This window comes from Variovorax sp. LjRoot175 (assembly GCF_964253805.1).
Lineage (GTDB): Bacteria > Pseudomonadota > Gammaproteobacteria > Burkholderiales > Burkholderiaceae_C > Variovorax.
In genome coordinates this window covers 727,157-746,136 of sequence record NZ_CAXURY020000001.1, presented here as the reverse complement: position 1 = coordinate 746,136, position 18,980 = coordinate 727,157, and the positions used below count along the sequence as shown (strand labels likewise).

The window sequence follows — 18,980 nt, the reverse complement described above, 5'->3', positions numbered from 1 at the left end:
AGGCTACTTCGCCGGCGGCGGTGGCGGTGGTGCCGGTTCGATGCGGATCTGGATCTGGCGCGCGCCGAAGTTGACGCCGACCAAGAGCGGCTTGCCCGGCTCGATCGCGCGCACCTCGCGCCAGCGCGCGCGGTCGAGGTCACGGTAGGCCGCCATCACGCCGATCGCCTTGATGTCGGCGGCCAGCGTCATCTCGAGCTTCTTGCTGTCGCCGGGCCGCAGCAGCAGTTCTTCGCGCTGGGCCATCTCGGCGCCGAGCGTGGCCTGGTCTTTCTCGAACAGCGAGAAGAAATCCGCCGCCTCGAAGGCGCCGCTGGTCTTGAGCGCATAGACGCGCACCGTGAGCGGCGAGGCCCGTCCGCGCGCATCGGGGTTGGCATCGGCACCTGCCGCCAGCGTCATCGCTATCGGCGTGACCACGGGCTTCGGCGGCGGCGGAGGGCTCGAACAACCGGCAACGAACGCGATCGCCAGCAGCATGCCCAGGCCCGCCCGTACGCGCCGAAGCCCCGCATCCTGAAGACGTCCATAGGGCGAACGGCGTGTACCAGGGTCTCTCATGCTATTTCCTTCGTTGCATTGACCGGTCAGGGAGCATCTTTGATTATCCCTAGTGAACTCGAACAGGCAACATGCTGACTCCCGAACTTGTCGAAGCCCTGCAGGCTCCCATCAGCGAAGCCTCGCCATGCGGTGACGACCTCGAGTACGACCCTGCATTCACCGCATTGGCCGCGGCCGCGCAAGGCAAGCCCGAGCAACAGTTCGGGGACACCGTGATCCCCGCGGTGGAGCCCGAGTGGCGCTCCGTGGCCGAACAGGCGCAGGCCCTGCTGGGCCGGACCAAGGATGCCCGGGTCGCCGTGCTGCTGCTGCGCGCCAGCACCCGGATGCAAGGCATCGCCGGCTTCGTCATGAGCCTGCGGCTGCTGACCGGCTTGCTCGACCGCCACTGGGAAGGCATACATCCAAAGCTGGATGCCGACGACGACAACGATCCCACGATGCGCCTCAATGCGCTCGCGCCGCTGACCGACGAAGACATGGTGCTGCGCGACCTGTACGAAGCCAACGTCGGCGTGGCGCGCGGGGTCGGTCCGATCCGCGTGCGCGACGTCGCGATCGCGCACAACGCGCTGGCGCCGGCCGGCGCCGAAGCCGGCTACTCCGCCGCGCAGATCCACGGCGGGCTCGAGGCCATCCACGGCGAAACGCCCGAGGTGCTGCAGACGCTGATGGAAATGCCCACGCTCGTCACGCACTTGCAGACGCTGATCGTCGAGCGCACCGGCCGCACGGACCTGATCGATCTCGGGCCGCTGCGCGCGATTGCCACCGTATTGAGCAAGGCCAGCGCCGCCGTGGCCGGCACCACGGCGCAGGCCGAGGCAGAGGCCGAAGCTGCCGCAGATGCCGGCACCGGCAGCGCCCCCGCCGCGCGCGCCGCGGCACCCGGCGAAATCCGGACCCGGCAGGACGCGCTCCAGACCCTCGACCGCGTGATCCGCTATCTCGAACAGGCCGAGCCGGGCAACCCGGCGCCGCTTCTGATCGCACGCGCCAAGAAGCTCATCGGCGTCAGCTTCTTCGAAATCATGGCCGATCTCGCTCCGAACGCGCTCGACACCATCGAGACCGTGACCGGCAAGCAGTCGGTCGAGTAAGTCCCATCGCAACATCCACCCTCCCCAAGGAGCATGTCCATGTCCAAGAGCAGCCAGAAATTCATCGCCCGGAACCGGGCGCCGCGGGTCCAGATCGAGTACGACGTGGAGCTCTACGGCGCGGAGAAAAAGGTCCAGCTGCCCTTCGTGATGGGCGTACTGGCCGACCTCTCAGGCAAGCCAGCCGATCCGCTGGCGCCGGTGGGCGACCGCAAGTTCCTCGAGTTCGACACCGACAACTTCGACGTGCGCATGAAGGCCATGAAGCCGCGCGCTGCCTTCTCGGTGTCGAACACGCTGACCGGCGAAGGAGATCTCAAGGTCGACATCACCTTCGAGAACATGGAGGACTTCTCGCCCGCCGCCGTGGCCAAGAAGGTCGATGCGCTCAACAAGCTGCTCGAGGCCCGCACCCAGTTGTCGAACCTGGTCACCTACATGGACGGCAAGGGCGGCGCCGAAGACCTGCTGGCCAAGGTGCTGGAAGACCCGGCGCTGCTGCAGACGCTGGCCGCCAGCAAGAAGCCCGAAGAAGGCGCCGCGCCGGCCGCCTGATGCCCCATTTTTTGCACACGAGGAGAACCCGACATGGCTGAAGCACTCGAGCAGCAGAGCCCTCTGAAAGACGTTGCCTACGAAGGAAGCGACTTCTCGTCGCTCCTGCAGAAGGAGTTCAAACCGCGCAGCGACGAGGCCAAGAGCGCCGTCGAGGCGGCCGTACTCACGCTGGCGCAGCAGGCGCTGGCCAACACGCAGGTCATCGGCAAGGATGTGACCAAGTCGATCCAGGCCATGATCGCCGCGATCGATGCGAAGCTCACCGAGCAGATCAACAAGATCCTGCACAACGAGGAGTTCCAGAAGCTCGAGAGCGCCTGGCGCGGCCTGCACTACATGGTGAACAACACCGAATCGGACGAGAACCTCAAGATCCGGGTGATGGACATCTCCAAAAAGGAGCTGCACAAGACCTTGAAGAAGTTCAAGGGCGCCGCCTGGGACCAGAGCCCGCTGTTCAAGAAGGTCTACGAGCAGGAATACGGCCAGTTCGGCGGCGAGCCCTTCGGCGCCATCGTCGGCGACTACCACTTCGACCAGAGCCCGCCCGACGTCGAACTGCTGGGCGAGATGGCCAAGCTCGCGGCCTCGGCGCATGCGCCCTTCATCACCGGCGCGAGCCCCAACCTGATGCAGATGGAGTCGTGGCAGGAGCTCGCCAACCCGCGCGACCTGACCAAGATCTTCGGCACGCCCGAGTACGCCGGCTGGCGCAGCCTGCGCGAGTCCGACGATTCCAAATACATCGGCCTGTGCATGCCGCGCTTCCTGGCCCGCACGCCCTACGGCGCGAAGACGAATCCGGTCGAGGAGTTCGACTTCGAGGAAGAGGTGTCGGGCTCCGACCACGGCAAGTACAGCTGGGCCAACGCGGCATACGCCATGGCCACCAACATCAACCGTTCGTACAAGCTCTACGGCTGGGGCTCGCGCATCCGCGGCATCGAGTCGGGCGGCGCGGTCGAGAACCTGCCGCTGCACACCTTCCCGAGCGACGACGGCGGCGTCGACCAGAAGTGCCCGACCGAGATCGCGATCAGCGATCGGCGCGAGGCCGAGCTCTCCAAGGCCGGCCTGCTCTCGCTGATCCACCGCAAGAACTCCGACTTCGCCGCCTTCATCGGCGCCCAGTCGCTCAACAAGCCGGCCGAGTACGACGACCCCGACGCGACGGCCAATGCCAACCTCGCGGCGCGGCTGCCCTACCTCTTTGCCTGCAACCGCTTCGCGCACTACCTCAAGTGCATCGTGCGCGACAAGGTCGGCAGCTTCAAGGAAAGAGCCGACATGGAGCGCTGGCTCAACAACTGGATCATGAACTACGTGGACGGCGACCCCGCCAACTCCTCCGAGGAGACCAAGGCCCGCAAGCCGCTGGCCGCGGCGCAGGTGGTGGTCGAGGAAGTCGAAGGAAATCCCGGCTACTACAGCTCCAAGTTCTTCCTGCGCCCGCACTACCAGCTCGAAGGCCTGACGGTGTCGCTGCGCCTGGTCTCGAAGCTGCCGTCGGCGAAGGGCGGCAAATAAATTTCCGCGAAATCGTTGCAAACGCAGCGACCCGTTCGTTCTCTCTACAGCTGCCGAGCTGCCCCCGCGGGGCGCACTGCGAGGAAGCTGATTTTTCTTGGTTCACACAAACTGAAAGGTGGGCATCATGGCCGTAGACATGTTTATCAAGATCGCCGACGTCAAGGGCGAGTCGAAAGACAGCAAGCACAAGGAGGAGATCGACTTGCTGGCCTGGAGCTGGGGTGCCAGCCAGTCGGGCAGCATGCACCTGGGGAGCGGCGGTGGCGCGGGCAAGGTCAGCGTCCAGGACCTGTCCTTCACCAAGTACGTCGACTCCTCTTCCAATGCGTTGCTGCTTGCCTGCTGCAACGGCAAGCACTTTGCCGATGCGACGCTCGTGGTGCGCAAGGCGGGCGAGGACGCACAGGAGTACCTCACGATCACGCTGAACGAAGTGCTCGTGTCGGCCGTCTCCACCGGCGGCAGCGGCGGCGAAGACCGCCTCACCGAGAACATCACGCTCAACTTCGCGAAGTTCAAGTACGAGTACAAGCCGCAGAAGGCCGACGGTACGCTCGATGCGGCCAAGACGGCGGCCTGGGATATCCGCGCCAACGTCAAAGCTTGAGCGGCCGGATCGAGGCGGGGCGCTCGGAGAGCGTCCCGCATGCGGTTAGGGCGGCAGCGGCTGCGTGACCTCGTCATCCATGCCATCGGCGTGGGCCCACAGCGTCAACGCGGTGTAGTTGTCGTAGCCCGGCTTGGCGTTGGCCCTGACCTGCTGGTCGATCTCCTCCACCCATCGGCTCGCGTCCTTCGCCGCGCGCAGCATCTCGAGCAGGCGCTCGTCTCCGAGCGGCTCCCAGACCCCGTCGGTACAAAGCAGCAGCACGTCGCCCGCCATCAAGGGCATGGGCGCGGAGACCGCGATCTCCGGCTGCTCTTCGACCGAGCCCAGCGCCGACAACAGCATGTTGCGCTGAGGATGAAGGCGAGCGCCCTCCTCGTCGAGCATGCCGCCAGCCACCATCTGCTGGACCAGGCTGTGGTCGACGGTGCGCGCCACCGGCGCGCCGGCGCGAAACAGGTAGGCGCGGCTGTCGCCGCTGTGGGCCCAGGCAATCTGGTTCTCGTGCAGGTCGACCGCGGCCAGCACCACGGTCGAGCGCATCGCCGCCAGCTTGCCGCCCTCGGCCTGGCGCGCCACGATGTCGAGGTTGGCGCGCGCGATGAGCCGGCGCAGCAGCTCGGCATCGAGCCCCGGATTTGCCGCGAAGCCCTCCAGCACGCTGCTGCGCGCGATGGCCGCCGCGACGTCGCCTCCGCCGTGGCCGCCTGCGCCGTCGGCCACCAGGCAGGCGACGAAGCGGCCGTCGTTCCAGTGGCCGAACACGTCTTCGTTGTAGCTGCGGCCGCCTTGCCTCGACAAGGTGACGATTTCTATGTCCACGGCCCCTCCTCTTTCGTTCTCTTCAACCGCCGCCGGATTTGAGGCGCGCCATCTGCTCTTCGTAGGCCTCGAGGAAGGCCTTGCCGAACAGGGTGTGGAAGTCGTCCTCTGCCTCGCTCGCGATGCCGGCATAGAGCGCGATGAACTGGTCCCACAGCTTGGCCTTGCGGTTGGCGGCGAACAGGCTGTCGAGTGCCGACTTGGCTGCGATCTTCTTTTCGAGCTCTTCCGGTCCGAAGCGCTCGATCACGTGGGCCAGCGCGGCCCGCATGCCGACCATCACGCCGAACTGGTGCGCGCGCAGGTCGTCGAAGGCATCGCGCATGGCCGCCTCGGCCGGCATGAAGCCGCGCACGCCGGGCCCCAGCAGATGCGCGAGCGCGACCTCGACGGTGGGCGAGAACTTCAGCGGGTTGTTGGCGTCCGCCGCGATCATCGTGACCTCGGCGCGCACCTCGCGCTTGAACTCCTGGCGCGTGAGCAGCAGTTGCAGCGTGCCTTCGGTCGCCGAACGCAGCAGGACGCCGACGCGTTCCATCAGTCCGGGCGTGAGCGCCTCGGGCATCGGGTGCATGCTGCCCAGGCCGCGCAGGAAGGCGGCCAGCAGCGCATCGGCCGGCACCGCCGCGGCCGGCGGCGATGGCGCGAAGCCCGGCGCTTTCGCGGCCAGCGGCGGGGGTACGGGTGCTTCGATCCGCGCGCCCGTCATGTCGTCGAAGCTCGGCGAGCCGAGCGGCGCATCCAGATCGTCCAGCAGCGACGAGGCTGCCGGCGGCGCGATCGCCACCGGCGGCACATAGCCGAACTGCCCGATCGGCACGTGATCGCTGCGCGGTGCCGGCGTCGCGGGCGCGCGGCCCTTCAATGCGTCGAGCGGATCGAGTCCGCCCGCCGTGTTCGGCTGCAGCAACGGATCCGCAAGCGGCGAGAGCGCCAGCGGATCGCCGCCCAGGCCGCTGGGGCCTGCGCTGCCGCCGAACAGCGCGTCGATGCCGGCGGCCTTGCCCGCCGGCGGCGCGGCCAGGTCCGAAAAGTCGTCGAGCGCGCCCAGGCCCGCCGCGGCCTTGGCTGGTGCGCCGGAGGGTGCGGGCGCCAGCAGGTCGGCAAAAGGATCCGTGTCCGCGGCCCGGCCGCCGGCAGCGCCGGGGCCGAAGGGGTCGGGAAGCGGCACCGGCGCACTCGCCGCCGGCGCCGCGCGGCCTGCGGGCGCGGCAGGCGTTGCAGGCGCCAGCCCCGCGAGCAGGTCGGCAAAGGGGTCGTCGTCGCTGGCCGCCGGCACGTGCAGCGGCGCCGGCCGCGAGGCAGCGCCAGGCGCGCCGGCCGCCGCGTGCTGCACCGAGAGTTCGAAACTGCCGATCACCAGCCGATCGCCGTCCGCCAGCTTCACCTCGCTGCCCGAGCCCAGCGGCTGGCCGTTGCGCTGCATGGGATTGCTGCCGTGATCGGCGATGTAGAAGTCGCCGTTGCGAAACGAGATCTGCGCATGCATGCGAGATACCGTCCGGTCTGGATCCTGCAGCACCAGCGTGTTGGTGTCGGCACGGCCGATGGTGCCGCCGGCCGGACCGAAGCTGGCGGCGAGCGGCTGCCCGGGCGGCGCGCCCCGGACGTTGAGAACAGCGATCCGTATCACCTGGTGGCCTCTTTACTCTCTGTCTAGGGCGCGAGCAGCAGCACCTTGACCTGGCTCGGCGCGATCGACACACCAGGACAGTTCGTGCTGTTCTGCAAGGCCACGCTGCTGAGCCGCGTGGCCGGCTTGCCGCCGATCAGCACCGTGAACGCGCCGGTCAGGTTGCGCGCCGGGCCCATGACGGTGCCGGAGGCCACGCCGGTGGCGACGCCGGCGTTGTCGCCGTTGGTCATGGGGATGGTGGTTCCCAGGTTGTGTGCCGGCGCGTTGCTGAGCAGCACCGTGTAGACCGCATTGACCGCCATCGGCCGCGTGGCGATGTTCGGATAGGGCGTCGGCACCGGCCCGCCTGGCGTCGGCGTCAGGCAGACATCCGGGAAGCCGGTGTCCTGGCCGCCCATCTGGGTGTTCGCGAACATGGCGATCCTTTCATCCAACGTGAATCTGGGCGCCGTCAACCTTGGTCAACTCGCGCGAGGAAAGCAGCATCGTCCCGGCCCGGATGTTCGCCACGTGCTCGGCCTTCACGTCGAGGATGCCGGTGCGCACATGCTCCGCCTGCGCAATATGACGATAGCTGCGATCGGCCGACACCTGCAAGCGCGACAACACTGCCTCCGCGGCCTCTGCGAAGAGCCGCGCCGCCGCGGAACGCAGCACGAACTCGACGCCGGTCACGCGCATCAGGCGCGCGGCCCAGTGCGCGCTGTCGAACCGCCCGGTGAAAGTCGCGCCCTGCAGATGCACGGCCTGCTGCGCTTCGATCCGGATGTCCTTGTCCGACTTCAGCGCGAAGCCTTCCGGGGCATGGAGCGTCAAGGGGGCATCGCAGGCCCGGCTGAGCACCGCGGTCATGAAGAGGCGACCGTCCGGCGCGCGAAACAGGCCGACCTCGTCGCCCGGCTCCGGAACCACCATGCAGCTGAATGCGCGCGTTGCTTCATGCACGCGCCGGTCGAAGCTGACGTACACCACGTCGGCGGCGGTCTCCACGACGCTGCCGACCATGTAGGCCGCGGCGGCGGACGGCGCTGCGAGCTTGGGCTCGCGTTGATCGATGACTTCCATGGTGTTCACCTTTTTTGCGATGGCGGATCGAGGGGGCTCCATGCTTCGGCCGCGGCGAGCTCGGGATCCTCGTACAGGATGCTGGCGCCGGCAGGCAGGCGCACGCCGATGCGCCGCGCCTGATGGAATTTCGTGCGTTCCCAGCTGGCGCCGTCGAAGTCGGCGCCGGACACGTCGGCATGGGAAAAGTCGGCGTAGACCAGGTTGGCGCGTGCGAAGCTGGCGCGCAGGCACCTGGCGCGATGGAGCATCGCCTGCTCGAGCCGCGTGCCGGCAAAGCGGGCGTCTTCGAGCAGCGCATCGCTCCAGATGCTCTGGAAGAAATCCGCACCGCTGCCGTCCATGCGCTCGCAGCGCGATTCGATGAACAGCGTGTTGGCGGCCTTGGCCTTGACCAGGTTCGCGTCCGTCAACTTGGCGCCCTTGAAGTTGCATTGCTGCAGCTGCGCGCCCGACAGGTCGACGCCGTCCAGATCGGCCTCCATGAACTGGCTGCGCTGCCAGTCGGCGCCCGCCAGGCGCTGGCCCGCGAGGCGCACCTTGCTCATGACCGATTGATCGATGCGGCAGCCCCTCAGGTCGGCGGCCGAGAGATCGGCCTCCACCACCACGGACTTGAAGAACAGCAGGTCCGAGAGGTCGATCGCCTCGGTGCGCGTTTCGACCAGCGACAGTTGCACCGCCCTTGCGCCCGCGAGCCGGGCGCCAGCCAGCGACGACTTGATGAAGTTCGCTTCCGTCAGGTCGGCCTTGCTGAAGCTGCTGCCGTCGAAGCGGCTCTGGACCGCATTGAATCCCACGCAGGCGGATTCCGACAGATCCACATCGCACGCGCTCGACTCATGGAAGGTTGCGCCCGTCATCACCGCGCCCTGGAGGCTGGCGCCGTCGAAGCGGCACTTGCTCAGGATGCTGTCGGCAAAGCTGGCACCGGCCATCGCGCAGCCGCGGAAATCGACGTTCTCGAACACGGCGCCGCTCAGCCTGGCGCCGGACAGATCGACGCCTTGCAGCGAAGCGCCTTGCACCGGGTCGGCATTCTCGATCTTTGCCATGAGTTCGCTCTTCTGCATCGGCGTCATGGCGATGAAGGCACAGGTGGGCGCCAGCGCGGATAGATGCGGGCTCGCTTCGTGAGCGAGCCCTCGAAGGAGGTGTGCTCATCGGCGCGGATGCGCGCCAGGTCTGCCGCGTACAGGTTGCAGTCGCACAGCTGTGCCGAGAAGGCTTCGGCGTTGCTCAGGATGGCGTCCATCAGGTTCGCACCGCTCAGGTCGGCGCGCCCCAGCAGCGCCTTGCGGAAGCTGGCCTCGCGCAGGTCCGCGTGCCTGAAGGTGGCACCGGCAAGGTTGCAGGCGGTGAAGTCCGCCTGGCGCGCCTGCACGCGGTCGAGGCAGCTGCCGCTCAGGTCGCTGCCCTGGCCGAAATAGGCGCCGGCCAGCGTGGCGCCGGCGAAGACGGCACCGGCGAGATCGATCGCCTCGACGAAACGAGCGCCTGGCAGGCTGGCATTCGAGAAATCGGCGCCGCGGCAGGCGAACTTGTAGAACACGGCAGTGCCGCCGGTGCACTGCAGCCACCGCGCGCCCTCGGCCTTGCAACTGATGAACTGGGCGCCGCCGAAGTTGGCGTGGCTGAAGTCGGCCGACGACAGGTCGCACTCGAGGAACTGGGCCTCGGCGAGCTCCGCATGCGAGAGGTCGATGCCGATCAACGATGCGCGATAGAACTGGGCAGCCCCTACGATCGCGCGTGCCAGCCCGGCTTGCTCGAGGCGCGCCTCCCACAGGTTCGCTCCGGCGAACACCGCGCCGGCGGCGTCCACGCTGTGCAGGTTCGCCTTCCCCAGATTGGCATTGCTGAAGTCGCAGCCGGCCGCGAGGGCTTCGCCCAGATCGGCGCGCACCAGCACGGCCCCGTCGAAGCTGGCGCCGGCGAGCTGCATGCCATGGAGATTCGCCGCTTCGAGCATGGCGCCGGTGCAGTCGACGCCGCGCAGATCGAAGCGGCGCAGATCGGCGCCCGTGAGATCGAGGCCGCGCAGGCCGTGGCCGGCCGCGAGCCGCTCTTCCACCCAGCGATGCTGCCGCTCGGCGAACCTGCCGGTCGCGGCGGGCGCGGGATGCATGTGCTGGGCATGGCGGACATAGATGTCGCGCAACTCGCGATCCTGCCGGTCCCAGCGTGCGTGCAGCTTCTCGTCGGCCAGCATCTCGTCCACTTCGTCCAGCGGCGTGTTGCTGCGCTTCGCCACGCCCTGGAGCTCGTTCAGCGTGGCCATCGTCTGTGGCTTCAGCGGCTTGGGCGGCCCGCCCTGCCCGACGCCCGCCAGCTCGTCGCGAACGACGTCGAACGAAAGACCCTGTTGCGTGTACGCCGTCTCCGAGGCCTGCAGCATCGCGGCGGCCGCCTTCTTGCCCTGCTCGATCCGCTTCTGCCCGTCCACCGCGAGCTGGCGCATGAACTCGCCGAGCTGGGGCAGCGGCGGCATGGGCGGAAGCGCCCCGAGCGTGGCCGCGGGCGCATGCGCGTCGGGATCGAGTCCCAGGGCGATCACCTCGTCGCGGCCCGCCTTCAGCTGCACTTCCGCACGCCGGCGCAGGCGCTCGCCGTAGCTGTCGGCGGCCGGCTTGCGGTTGAGATCGAAATCGGCCGGCAGCAGGCCTTCGAAGGGCAAGTCCTCGGGCAGCAGCTGCTCGTCCATCAAGGACAGCAATGCTGCGTCCTCGGACTCGACGCGGTCCAGCAGCACCTGCTTGTAGTGCCCGCGCGCGCGCAGGCGGCCGATGTGTTCGGCGGCCACCATCACGGTCTGGATGTCGCCGGCATCGTCCTCCGCCACCTTGCACAGGCCTTGCCAGACCAGCACGACCCGGTCCGCCTCCGGCAGGAAGACCACCGTGCGCAACGCGGTGCTCATCTCTTCCATTTCGTGCGCCGCGCTCTTGCGCTGGATGAAGGCGCGCACCGCGACGCCCGGCAAGGCACCGCGCAGCAAGGGCTCCGAGGCCGAGAGATGAGCCAGTTCATAGCCTTCGTTGCCTGCGAAAGGCGAAGCGCTGCGCTGGTCGGCGGGCGCGATGTTGTGGATGCACAGGTCCGCATCGAGCGCCAAGCCGGGAAACTCGGTCTTCAGCCAAGCCTCGTCATAGGTGCCGGCGCAGGCGAGGCGTTCCGGATGCGCGAGGTCGAGCACGCCGAAGGCCATCGGCCGGTTGCGCGCCGGATCCCGATGCCAGGGCTTGTCCGCCGCCTCGATGCACGGCAAGGGCAGATAGCCATCGGGCCGCACGGACGAGGGATGCCCGCAGCCGCGCACGTTGAGCGGGAACTCCTTGCCGCCATAGGCATTCGCCCAATCGAGAGCGACGCGGGTGAGCGGCTCCTGATGGACGATCGCCTGGCCGTCGATGAACCGCCGCCCGTGCGCCAGCGCGATCTTCTCGATGCCGGCGAAACGGATGCCGAAGGAGATGCTCGCCGCCTGCGAGCCTGGCGGCGCATGCACCGCGCCCGCCAGCAGAAACTCGCCGCCCTTCTTCGGCGCGCCCGCCTCGACGAATTCCGGAAAGGCCTGCGGCAGCACAGTCCACAGCTTCTGCTCGGAGCACAGCATGGCTGCCTCGCGCAGCGGAACCATCGCGAAGGTCGACACGCAAAGGAACAGCTCCCGCCTGTGCTCGATGCATCGTGGGAGCACGCTGAGGCAGTTGGGCTTGACGATTCTCATGACGCTCGGGCGGCCCGCTCACCCGATCAGGTGCAGGCCGGCCTTGTCCACCACCACGGCGGCCTTCTTCAGCACCGGGCCGGCGTTCTCGAGAAAGCTGCCCAGGTGCAGCAGCGCCACCCCGGCCTTCTTGTTGAAGAGGCCGCCCTCGTCGATCTTGATGCCGCAGGCCTCGGCCTTGAAACCCGTCCCCTCGATGCTCATCGGCGTCAGCTTGACGATGTTGTTGTAGTTCTCGAGCAGGTTGCCGCCCAGGCGGCTGAAGAAGCTGTCGATGTATTTCACGCCGCCCGGCGCGCAGACCGTCAAACCGCCGGTCGCGGTGATGGTGTAGGCGCCGGCCGTGGTCGTGGTGATGCCGCCGGCCACGGTCTGCGAGAGCGAGCCGCCGATCGTCTGGGTCATCGACCCGCCGACCGTGTCGGTGCGCGAGGCGCCGATGGTGACGCTCTCGCTGGCGCCCACCGTCTTCGTGTCGTCGGCGCCGATGGTGTGATCCCGCGCCGCGCCGATCGAGACGGTCTCGCTGGCGCCGACCGATTCGGTCCGGTTCGACGCGATGGTGATGTCTTCGTTCGCGCCGACGGTCTCGGTGCGGTTGGCGCCGATGTCGATCTTCTCGTCCACACCGACCGTCTCGGTCCGGTTGTTCTTGATATGGTTGGTCTCGTCGTTGTCCACCGTCTTCTTGCGGTCGTGGCCCACCCAGTGCGTCTCGTCGCTCTCGACCTCGATGTCCTGGTTCTTCTCGGCGTGCAGGAAGACCTGCTCCGAGCCCTTCTTGTCCTCGAAGCGCAGCTCGTTGCAGTTCGAGGCGCTGCCCTTGGGCGTGGAGCGCGTGCGAAAGCCGCTTTGCGTGTGCGAATCGAAGGGCTTCGGCTGGTCGTCGTTGTAGACGCGCCCGACGATGATCGGCCGGTCCGGGTCGCCGTTCAGGAAATCGACGATCACCTCCTGCCCGATGCGCGGAATGAAATAGCCACCCCAGCCCTTGCCGGCCCAGGGCTGCGACACGCGCACCCAGCAAGTGGACTTCTCGTCGCTCCCGTCGTAGCGGTCCCAGTGGAAATGCACCTTCACGCGGCCGAAGTCGTCGGCATGGATCTCCTCGCCCTTCGGGCCGACCACGATCGCGCTCTGCGGGCCGGGCATGGTCACGCGCGGCGTCAGCCGCGGTGGGCGAAACAGGGTTTCGGCCGGCAGCACGGTGAGCAGGAAGACGCCATTGCCGCGCACCGGCTGGTGCAGCTCCGGCGTCCCGCGCACGATGTCCTGCAACGCTTCGATCCAGTTGGCGTTGATCGGGTCCTCGCGCAGCAGCTCGAGCAGCAGCTGGCCCTGCCGGTCGACCTGGCTTTCGCTCTCGCTCATGCTCTCGTAGCCCGGATGCGTCACGACGAAGGCACAGCTCGCGATCAGGTAGTCGCCGTCGGCGCCGCCGGCCGGGTGGCCCTTGAAGCTGAAGTTCATGCCGGCGGCCACGTCGGGCCAGCGCGTGATGGCCCAGTTCAGGCGACGGCGCGCGACCAGCTCTTCGGTGCGCACCTTGGCGGCGTCTTCGGTATCGGCTTCGCGAAAGTAGCCGCCGGGAAACTCGAAGGCCTCGAAATCGGCCAGCTCGTGCACGTCGGGATCCCCCTTGTCGGCGCTGAGCTTCTTGCGGATGGCCTTGAAGTCGCTGTCCCGCGAGGCGAAGCTGCCGGTGTCGAGGCGGCGCGAATCCACCCACAGGCTGATCTCGTTGAAGCGCGCTTCGCTCGCGCCCGGGGCCACGTAGTTCAGCGTGTCGGTCACCGGCAGCTTCTTGTGCGCCACGTCGCTCGCGTCGGCGAGGTGCATCGTGCCCGGCGCGTCGTGCGCGTCGAACCAGTAGTAGACGCCTTCGTCCTCGAGCAGCCGCGAGAGGTACTGGTAGTCGCTCTCCTGGTGCTGCACGCTGTAGCGCCGCGCATCGTGCGTGCCGATGACCTTGTCGGTCTTGATCTTCTTGAAGCGCTTGATCGGGCTGTCCTCGAACACGGCATCGAGCAGGTCCAGCACCGGCTTGTCCTGCAGGATGCGCGAGTTGCTGCGCTTGGTGAGCAGCCAGAACCACGAGCGCAGCGTGAAGCGGTATTCGAAATAGCGCCCCACGCTGCCCTTGCGCATGAAGCGCACCGCATGCCCCTGACAATGGCGCTCGTGCTTGGCGCCGTCGGCATCGAGGAACTCGAACACCACGTCGAAGGCGCGGCCGAGAATGTCCTTGGCGTCGATCTTCTCGTTCGCCGACAGCACGGTCAGCTCGTAGGCCGCCGGACGCGACAGGCTTTCCTGGCCCACCACGCTCCAGAACATCAGGTCGTCGTTGACGGGCGAATCGCTCTTGATGATGAATTGCGTATCGGCCATGCGTTTTCTTTCTGTGTTTTCTAGGACGAATGGGAGGCCGCCGCTTCGCAGGCCTGCGCCGACACGATCCAGCCGTCGACCGGCTTGCCGCCTTCGATGCGCAGGTGCGCGGCCGTCACTGCACCGACGGCCAGCCCCGCTTCCGCGAGCACCTCGCGCAGGTAGCTGTCGCGATGGCTGTAGCGGCCGTGGTGGTGCAAATGGAAGCCCGCCTCCTTCACATCCTCCGGCGCATCGAGCGCTTCGACGGTGAACACCAGCCAGCCGCCCGGCCGCAGCGCCCTGGCCGTGGCCTGGGCCACCCCACGCAGATCGCCGAAATAGCACAGGGTGTCCGCCGAGATGACGAGGTCGTAGGAGGCCGGCGCCGCGCCTTCGATGAAGGCCGTGAGTTCGGCCTTGGCCAGCGCGTCATAGACCTGGCGCACCCGGGCCCGCGCCAGCATCCGCTCGGACAGATCGACGCCTTCCAGGCGCCGCGCGTAGGGTGCGAGCAGCGGGCCGCACAAGCCGGTGCCGCAGCCGGCGTCGAGCACGGCGAGCTCGCGCCGGGGTGCGCCCAGCAGCCCGGCCACGGTCTGCGCAATCAGCTCCGGCGCGCGGTAGTGCAGGTGCGCCAGCTTGGCATCGAAGCTGTCGGCGAAGCCGTCGAACACCTTCTCCACATAGTCGTCGGCGGCGCGCGCCGGCACGCCTTCGCCCGAGCAGGCCGCGAGATGATGGCGCGCCGCCGGGTTACCGGGCTCGTCCTTCAGCCAGTCGCGGTACACCTGCGCCGCCTCCTCGAAGCGCCCGAGCGTGTAGTAGGCCAGGCCGAGCGCCTCGCGCGCCGGCGCATGGCCGGGCTTCAGCAGCAATGCTTCGCAGAAGCAGCGCATCGATTCCTCTTCGCGTCCCAGGCTGTTGAGCAGGCGGCCGAGATTGGTGTGGGCCTCGACGTTCTTCGGATCCAGTTCGATGGCGCGCCGGTAAGCGCTCTCCGATTCTTCGGGCCGCCCCTGCTCGCGCCGCAGCACGCCGAGGTTGTTGTGGATGTCGGCCCGCGCAGGCGCCAGGCGCGCGGCCTCTTCGTAGGCATCCGCGGCGGCATCGACCTGGCCGGTTTCGAGCAGCACGTTGCCCAGGTTGTTGTGCCAGTCGGGCACCGCGGCATTCAGCGCGATCGAGCGGCGGATCAATCCGAGCGCCTCCTCGCTGCCACCGCGCTGGTGCCGCAGCACGCCCCTGAAGTGCAGTGCATCGGCGTTGTCCGGAGCCACCTCCAGGATGCGTGCGTAGAGCTCTTCAGCATCGTCGAGGCGATTGGCGCGGTGCATGGCCATCGCCAGCGCCAAGGCCTCGTCGAGGCGCAGATGGGTGGCGGGCTTGTAGCCTGGGGGGATCTTCATGCGGCTCACGGTAGTGAAGCGCGGACGCTCAAGGCACAAGGGCTGCCTGATGGTGCAGGTCGTTGGAATCCGTGCCGTGGACGAGCGCCCCTTGATCCAGCGAGACAGCGGCCCAGGCAAAACTGTCGGCGTTGTCGACCGCCTCCACGCAGTTGAGCTGCCGGTAACCCGCTGTCTGATGCGCGTAGTAGTAGTCTGCAACTCCCCAGTATTTATGCGATGCCTCGTGAATGATGACGCGAGCAACCGCCTCCGCCGTATAGCCGTGTTGTTGCATGAAGGCGAACGCCACATGAATTTCGCCGTTCTTGAAGCCGGACAGCAGACCGCAGTGAGGAGTGAACTTGCCGGTGGCGGGATTGTTCGCACCGCCGACAACGTAGCCCTCTTCGCCGGCGCCCGGCGTATCCGCAACGCCTCCGATGATGTTTCTCGTACCGATGTCGACATCGATCAGGTAGACACCCGTGTTGAGATGGAACGAAATGCTCAGCATGCCCATCCGGATCTTGTTGAGTATCCAGCGGCGATCCTTCTGCCCGATCGCCTTCAGCCCCAACGACTTGTCCACGGCGTTGCTCTTGAGCATCGGATTCAGGCGATTGGCGGCCAAGCCGAAGTGGTAGTTCATGATGCTCGTGAACGGTTCGCCCTCCGGCCGTCTCAGATACACGACGCGGTCCAACTCGGCGACGGCGGCCCTCATGATCCTTCTCGCGGCTGCCGCGCCGTTGAGGAGAAGATCCGTCTGGGCCTTTGTCGGATAGTTGAGTCGAGCCCCCTTGTTGTCGGAGTACGCAATGGCAAGCAGCGGACTCAGAACTTTCACTTTGTTGGTGTAGTGCGGCATGGCTGTTCACCTCATTGGTTCGGTCTTCAGAACCGATAATCGAATGCGCCGTTGTCGACCGTGACTTGCACCCGCTCGATCGGCTTGCCTTCCATCATCCGGTTCAGGAACTCGCGGCTGACGTCGGGCAGCATGGTGTTGGTGAGGATGGCATCGATCATCCGGCCGCCCGATTCGCTCTCGGTGCAGCGGCTCACCACCAGCTTGACCACCTCGTCCGAATAGTCGAAGGGGATCTGGTAGCGCGCCTCGACCCGCTTCTTGATGCGCTTCAACTGCAGCTCGACGATCTTGCCGAGCATCTCGTCGGAGAGCGGGTAGTACGGGATGGTCACCAGCCGGCCCAGCAGCGCGGGCGGGAAGATCTTCAAGAGCGGCTCGCGCAGCGCCTTGGCCATGCCCTCGGGCTCGGGCATCAGCTCCGGGTCCTTGCACATGCTCGCGATCATGTCGGTGCCAGCGTTGGTGGTGAGCAAGATCAGCGTGTTCTTGAAGTCGATGCTGCGGCCCTCGCCGTCTTCCATGAAACCCTTGTCGAAAACCTGGAAGAACAGTTCGTGCACGTCGGAGTGGGCCTTCTCCACCTCGTCGAGCAGCACCACGCTGTAGGGCCTGCGGCGCACGGCCTCGGTCAGCACGCCGCCCTCACCGTAGCCCACGTAGCCGGGCGGCGCACCCTTGAGCGAGCTCACGGTGTGCGCCTCCTGGTACTCGCTCATGTTGATGACGATCATGTTCTGCTCGCCGCCGTACAGCGCCTCGGCCAGCGCGATCGCGGTCTCGGTCTTGCCGACGCCGGAGGTGCCCGCCAGCATGAAGACGCCGATCGGCTTGCTCGGGTTGTCCAGCCCGGCGCGCGAGGTCTGGATGCGCTTGGCGATCATCTCCATCGCGTGGTCCTGGCCGATCACGCGCTGCCCCAGCAGCTTGGGCAAGTTGAGCACGGTCTCGATCTCGTTGCGCTGCATGCGCCCGACCGGGATGCCGGTCCAGTCGGCGACCACCGAGGACACGGCCTGCGAATCGACCGAGGGCAGGATCAGAGGGGACTCGCCTTGCACGCTGCTGATCTGGGTTTGCAGCTCGTGCAACTCCGCGAGCAGCGCGGCGCGGTCTCCGTCCCCTGGCGTCGACGCATCCACCGGCTTGTTCCCCGCCCGCAGCTTGCCGCGCAGTTCGAGCAGCCGGTCGACCAGCCCCTTCTCCTCCTTCCAGCGCGCATTGAGCTTTTCGAGCTCGGCATTGGACTCGGCAAGCAGCGCCTGCACCTGCGGCGCGCGCTTGCTCACGTCGATGCCGATCGCCTCTTCGCGGCCGATGATCTCGCTCTCGACCGTGAGCGCCTCGATGCGGCGCTGGCAGTCTTCCACCTCGGGCGGCATCGCATGCTGCGACACCGCGACGCGCGCGCAGGCGGTGTCGAGCAGGCTCACGGCCTTGTCGGGCAGCTGGCGCGCGGGAATGTAGCGGTGCGACAGCTTCACCGCCGCCTCGATCGCCTCGTCGAGCAGTTGCACGCGGTGGTGCTTCTCGAGCACGCTGGCCACGCCGCGCAGCATCAGGATGGCCTTGGTCTCGTCGGGCTCCGGCACCTGCACGACCTGGAAGCGCCGCGTCAGCGCCGGGTCCTTCTCGATGTACTTCTTGTACTCGGCCCAGGTGGTGGCGCCGATGGTGCGCAGGTTACCGCGCGCGAGCGCGGGCTTGAGCAGGTTGGCCGCATCGCCGGTGCCAGCCGCGCCGCCCGCACCCACCAACGTATGGATCTCGTCGATGAACAGGATGATCGGCGTGGGCGAAGCCTGCACCTCGTCGATCACCTGCCGCAGGCGTTGCTCGAACTCGCCCTTCATGCTGGCGCCGGCCTGCAGGAGGCCAATGTCGAGCGTGAGCAGCTTCACGTCCTTGAGCTGCGGCGGCACGTCGCCGCGCGCCAGGCGCTGGGCGAAGCCTTCCACCACCGCCGTCTTGCCGACGCCCGCCTCACCCGTGAGCAGCGGGTTGTTCTGGCGGCGCCGCATCAGGATGTCGACGATCTGGCGGATTTCCTCGTCCCGCCCGGTCACCGGATCCATCTCTCCCTTCTTCGCCTTCTCCGTGAGGTCGACAGCAAACTTCTTCAGCGCATCGCCCTTGCCCATGGCGGCCGGCGCCATCGCGCCGCTTTCTTCGCCGGGGGCGCCGCTGCCCATGCCGGTGCCGTCCTGCGCGCGCATCTTCGATTCGGGCGAGGCATCGCAGATCTTGGCGAAGTTGTCGGCCAGGTCTTCGACCTTGACCTTGTCGAACTGCTTCGAGAGGCCGAGCAAGGGATTGCGCAGGCTCGGCGTTTTCAGCATGCCGACCAGCAGGTAGCCGGTGCGCACCTGCGCCTCGCCGAACTGCAGGGTGGCGTAGGTCCAGGCGCGCTCGATCGCGTTCTCGATGTGCGGCGAGAAATCGCTGATCGCGGTGGCGCCGCGCGGCAGGCGGTCGAGCGCGGCCGTCATGTCCTTGGCGATGACGGAGATGTCCAGCTGGTAGTGCTGGATCACGCGGTGCAGGTCGGAGTCCTGCGACTGCAGCAGCTGGGCGAACCAGTGCTCCAGCTCCACATACGGGTTTCCGCGCATCTTGCAGAACACCGTGGCGCCCTCGATCGCCTTGTAGGCCAGCGAATTGAGCTTGCCGAACAAGGCAGTGCGGCTGATTTCACTCATGAGCTTCTCCGTATGTAGTCAAGACGAACGGCCCTGGGTT

15 protein-coding genes are annotated in these 18,980 nt (G+C 67.3%); 4 read left to right on the top strand and 11 right to left on the bottom strand.

The annotated features are described in order from the left end of the window. Positions 1-3 precede the first annotated feature (3 nt). Complete coding sequence (gene tssJ, locus ACSQ89_RS03775; protein ID WP_093110798.1) at positions 4-561, bottom strand: type VI secretion system lipoprotein TssJ; 558 nt, start codon at positions 559-561, stop codon at positions 4-6. A gap of 71 nt (positions 562-632) precedes the next feature. Here tssJ and tssA point away from each other — a divergent pair, with 71 nt between their 5' ends. From tssA to ACSQ89_RS03755, 4 genes are all read left to right on the top strand, one after another. Next, positions 633-1,664 carry a type VI secretion system protein TssA gene (tssA, locus tag ACSQ89_RS03770; protein ID WP_093110796.1) on the top strand — a complete coding sequence of 344 codons (1,032 nt, stop codon included), beginning with the start codon at positions 633-635 and terminating at the stop codon, positions 1,662-1,664. Positions 1,665-1,697: 33 nt separating this feature from the next. Continuing rightward, positions 1,698-2,219, top strand: a complete 522-nt coding sequence (tssB, locus tag ACSQ89_RS03765; protein ID WP_212733719.1) for a type VI secretion system contractile sheath small subunit — start codon at positions 1,698-1,700, stop codon at positions 2,217-2,219. A 33-nt stretch (positions 2,220-2,252) separates the two neighbouring features. After that, positions 2,253-3,749 carry a type VI secretion system contractile sheath large subunit gene (tssC, locus tag ACSQ89_RS03760; protein WP_093110792.1) on the top strand — a complete coding sequence of 499 codons (1,497 nt, stop codon included), beginning with the start codon at positions 2,253-2,255 and terminating at the stop codon, positions 3,747-3,749. A gap of 127 nt (positions 3,750-3,876) precedes the next feature. Beyond that, on the top strand, positions 3,877-4,359 hold the full coding sequence (locus ACSQ89_RS03755) for an Hcp family type VI secretion system effector (RefSeq protein ID WP_093110882.1): 483 nt from the start codon (positions 3,877-3,879) through the stop codon (positions 4,357-4,359). A 45-nt stretch (positions 4,360-4,404) separates the two neighbouring features. On the opposite strand, the gene ACSQ89_RS03750 is transcribed toward ACSQ89_RS03755, so the two are convergent. From ACSQ89_RS03750 to tssH, 10 genes are read right to left on the bottom strand one after another with little or no spacing between them, the layout of a single operon-like run. Beyond that, complete coding sequence (locus tag ACSQ89_RS03750; RefSeq protein WP_436295319.1) at positions 4,405-5,181, bottom strand: PP2C family protein-serine/threonine phosphatase; 777 nt, start codon at positions 5,179-5,181, stop codon at positions 4,405-4,407. Positions 5,182-5,203: 22 nt separating this feature from the next. Continuing rightward, positions 5,204-6,814 (bottom strand): type VI secretion system-associated FHA domain protein TagH, encoded by a 1,611-nt coding sequence (gene tagH, locus ACSQ89_RS03745; protein ID WP_436295318.1) that lies wholly within the window; start codon positions 6,812-6,814, stop codon positions 5,204-5,206. 23 nt (positions 6,815-6,837) lie between these two features. After that, complete coding sequence (locus ACSQ89_RS03740) at positions 6,838-7,233, bottom strand: DUF4150 domain-containing protein (RefSeq protein ID WP_093110786.1); 396 nt, start codon at positions 7,231-7,233, stop codon at positions 6,838-6,840. Positions 7,234-7,243: 10 nt separating this feature from the next. Next, a complete protein-coding gene (locus tag ACSQ89_RS03735) occupies positions 7,244-7,882 on the bottom strand; it encodes a DUF3540 domain-containing protein (protein WP_170855763.1) in 639 nt (212 codons plus the stop codon). Between the two features lie 5 nt (positions 7,883-7,887). After that, positions 7,888-8,964 (bottom strand): pentapeptide repeat-containing protein, encoded by a 1,077-nt coding sequence (locus ACSQ89_RS03730; RefSeq protein ID WP_093110782.1) that lies wholly within the window; start codon positions 8,962-8,964, stop codon positions 7,888-7,890. Continuing rightward, on the bottom strand, positions 8,961-11,612 hold the full coding sequence (locus tag ACSQ89_RS03725) for a DUF2169 family type VI secretion system accessory protein (protein ID WP_436295317.1): 2,652 nt from the start codon (positions 11,610-11,612) through the stop codon (positions 8,961-8,963). The genes ACSQ89_RS03730 and ACSQ89_RS03725 overlap by 4 nt, the downstream gene beginning before the upstream one ends. 18 nt (positions 11,613-11,630) lie before the next feature. Beyond that, the gene (locus tag ACSQ89_RS03720) at positions 11,631-14,003 is read right to left on the bottom strand and encodes a type VI secretion system Vgr family protein (protein ID WP_436295316.1); all 2,373 of its coding nucleotides are present in this window, start codon (positions 14,001-14,003) and stop codon (positions 11,631-11,633) included. Between the two features lie 20 nt (positions 14,004-14,023). Further along, on the bottom strand, positions 14,024-15,391 hold the full coding sequence (locus tag ACSQ89_RS03715; protein ID WP_436295315.1) for a tetratricopeptide repeat protein: 1,368 nt from the start codon (positions 15,389-15,391) through the stop codon (positions 14,024-14,026). A gap of 28 nt (positions 15,392-15,419) precedes the next feature. Then, entirely contained in the window at positions 15,420-16,241 is an 822-nt protein-coding gene (locus ACSQ89_RS03710) for a hypothetical protein (RefSeq protein WP_093110774.1), read from the bottom strand. A gap of 26 nt (positions 16,242-16,267) precedes the next feature. After that, on the bottom strand, positions 16,268-18,940 hold the full coding sequence (gene tssH / locus ACSQ89_RS03705; protein WP_436295314.1) for a type VI secretion system ATPase TssH: 2,673 nt from the start codon (positions 18,938-18,940) through the stop codon (positions 16,268-16,270). Positions 18,941-18,980: the final 40 nt, after the last annotated feature.

Excerpts from the sequence above, each read along its gene's own strand:
- tssJ (WP_093110798.1), bottom strand. The coding sequence starts at position 561 with ATGAGAGACCCTGGTACACGCCGTTCGCCCTATGGACGTCTTCAGGAT.
- tssA (WP_093110796.1), top strand. The coding sequence starts at position 633 with ATGCTGACTCCCGAACTTGTCGAAGCCCTGCAGGCTCCCATCAGCGAA.
- tssB (WP_212733719.1), top strand. The coding sequence starts at position 1,698 with ATGTCCATGTCCAAGAGCAGCCAGAAATTCATCGCCCGGAACCGGGCG.
- tssC (WP_093110792.1), top strand. The coding sequence starts at position 2,253 with ATGGCTGAAGCACTCGAGCAGCAGAGCCCTCTGAAAGACGTTGCCTAC.
- ACSQ89_RS03755 (WP_093110882.1), top strand. The coding sequence starts at position 3,877 with ATGGCCGTAGACATGTTTATCAAGATCGCCGACGTCAAGGGCGAGTCG.
- ACSQ89_RS03740 (WP_093110786.1), bottom strand. The coding sequence starts at position 7,233 with ATGTTCGCGAACACCCAGATGGGCGGCCAGGACACCGGCTTCCCGGAT.
- ACSQ89_RS03735 (WP_170855763.1), bottom strand. The coding sequence starts at position 7,882 with ATGGAAGTCATCGATCAACGCGAGCCCAAGCTCGCAGCGCCGTCCGCC.
- ACSQ89_RS03730 (WP_093110782.1), bottom strand. The coding sequence starts at position 8,964 with ATGACGCCGATGCAGAAGAGCGAACTCATGGCAAAGATCGAGAATGCC.
- ACSQ89_RS03725 (WP_436295317.1), bottom strand. The coding sequence starts at position 11,612 with ATGAGAATCGTCAAGCCCAACTGCCTCAGCGTGCTCCCACGATGCATC.
- ACSQ89_RS03720 (WP_436295316.1), bottom strand. The coding sequence starts at position 14,003 with ATGGCCGATACGCAATTCATCATCAAGAGCGATTCGCCCGTCAACGAC.
- ACSQ89_RS03715 (WP_436295315.1), bottom strand. The coding sequence starts at position 15,391 with ATGAAGATCCCCCCAGGCTACAAGCCCGCCACCCATCTGCGCCTCGAC.
- ACSQ89_RS03710 (WP_093110774.1), bottom strand. The coding sequence starts at position 16,241 with ATGCCGCACTACACCAACAAAGTGAAAGTTCTGAGTCCGCTGCTTGCC.
- tssH (WP_436295314.1), bottom strand. The coding sequence starts at position 18,940 with ATGAGTGAAATCAGCCGCACTGCCTTGTTCGGCAAGCTCAATTCGCTG.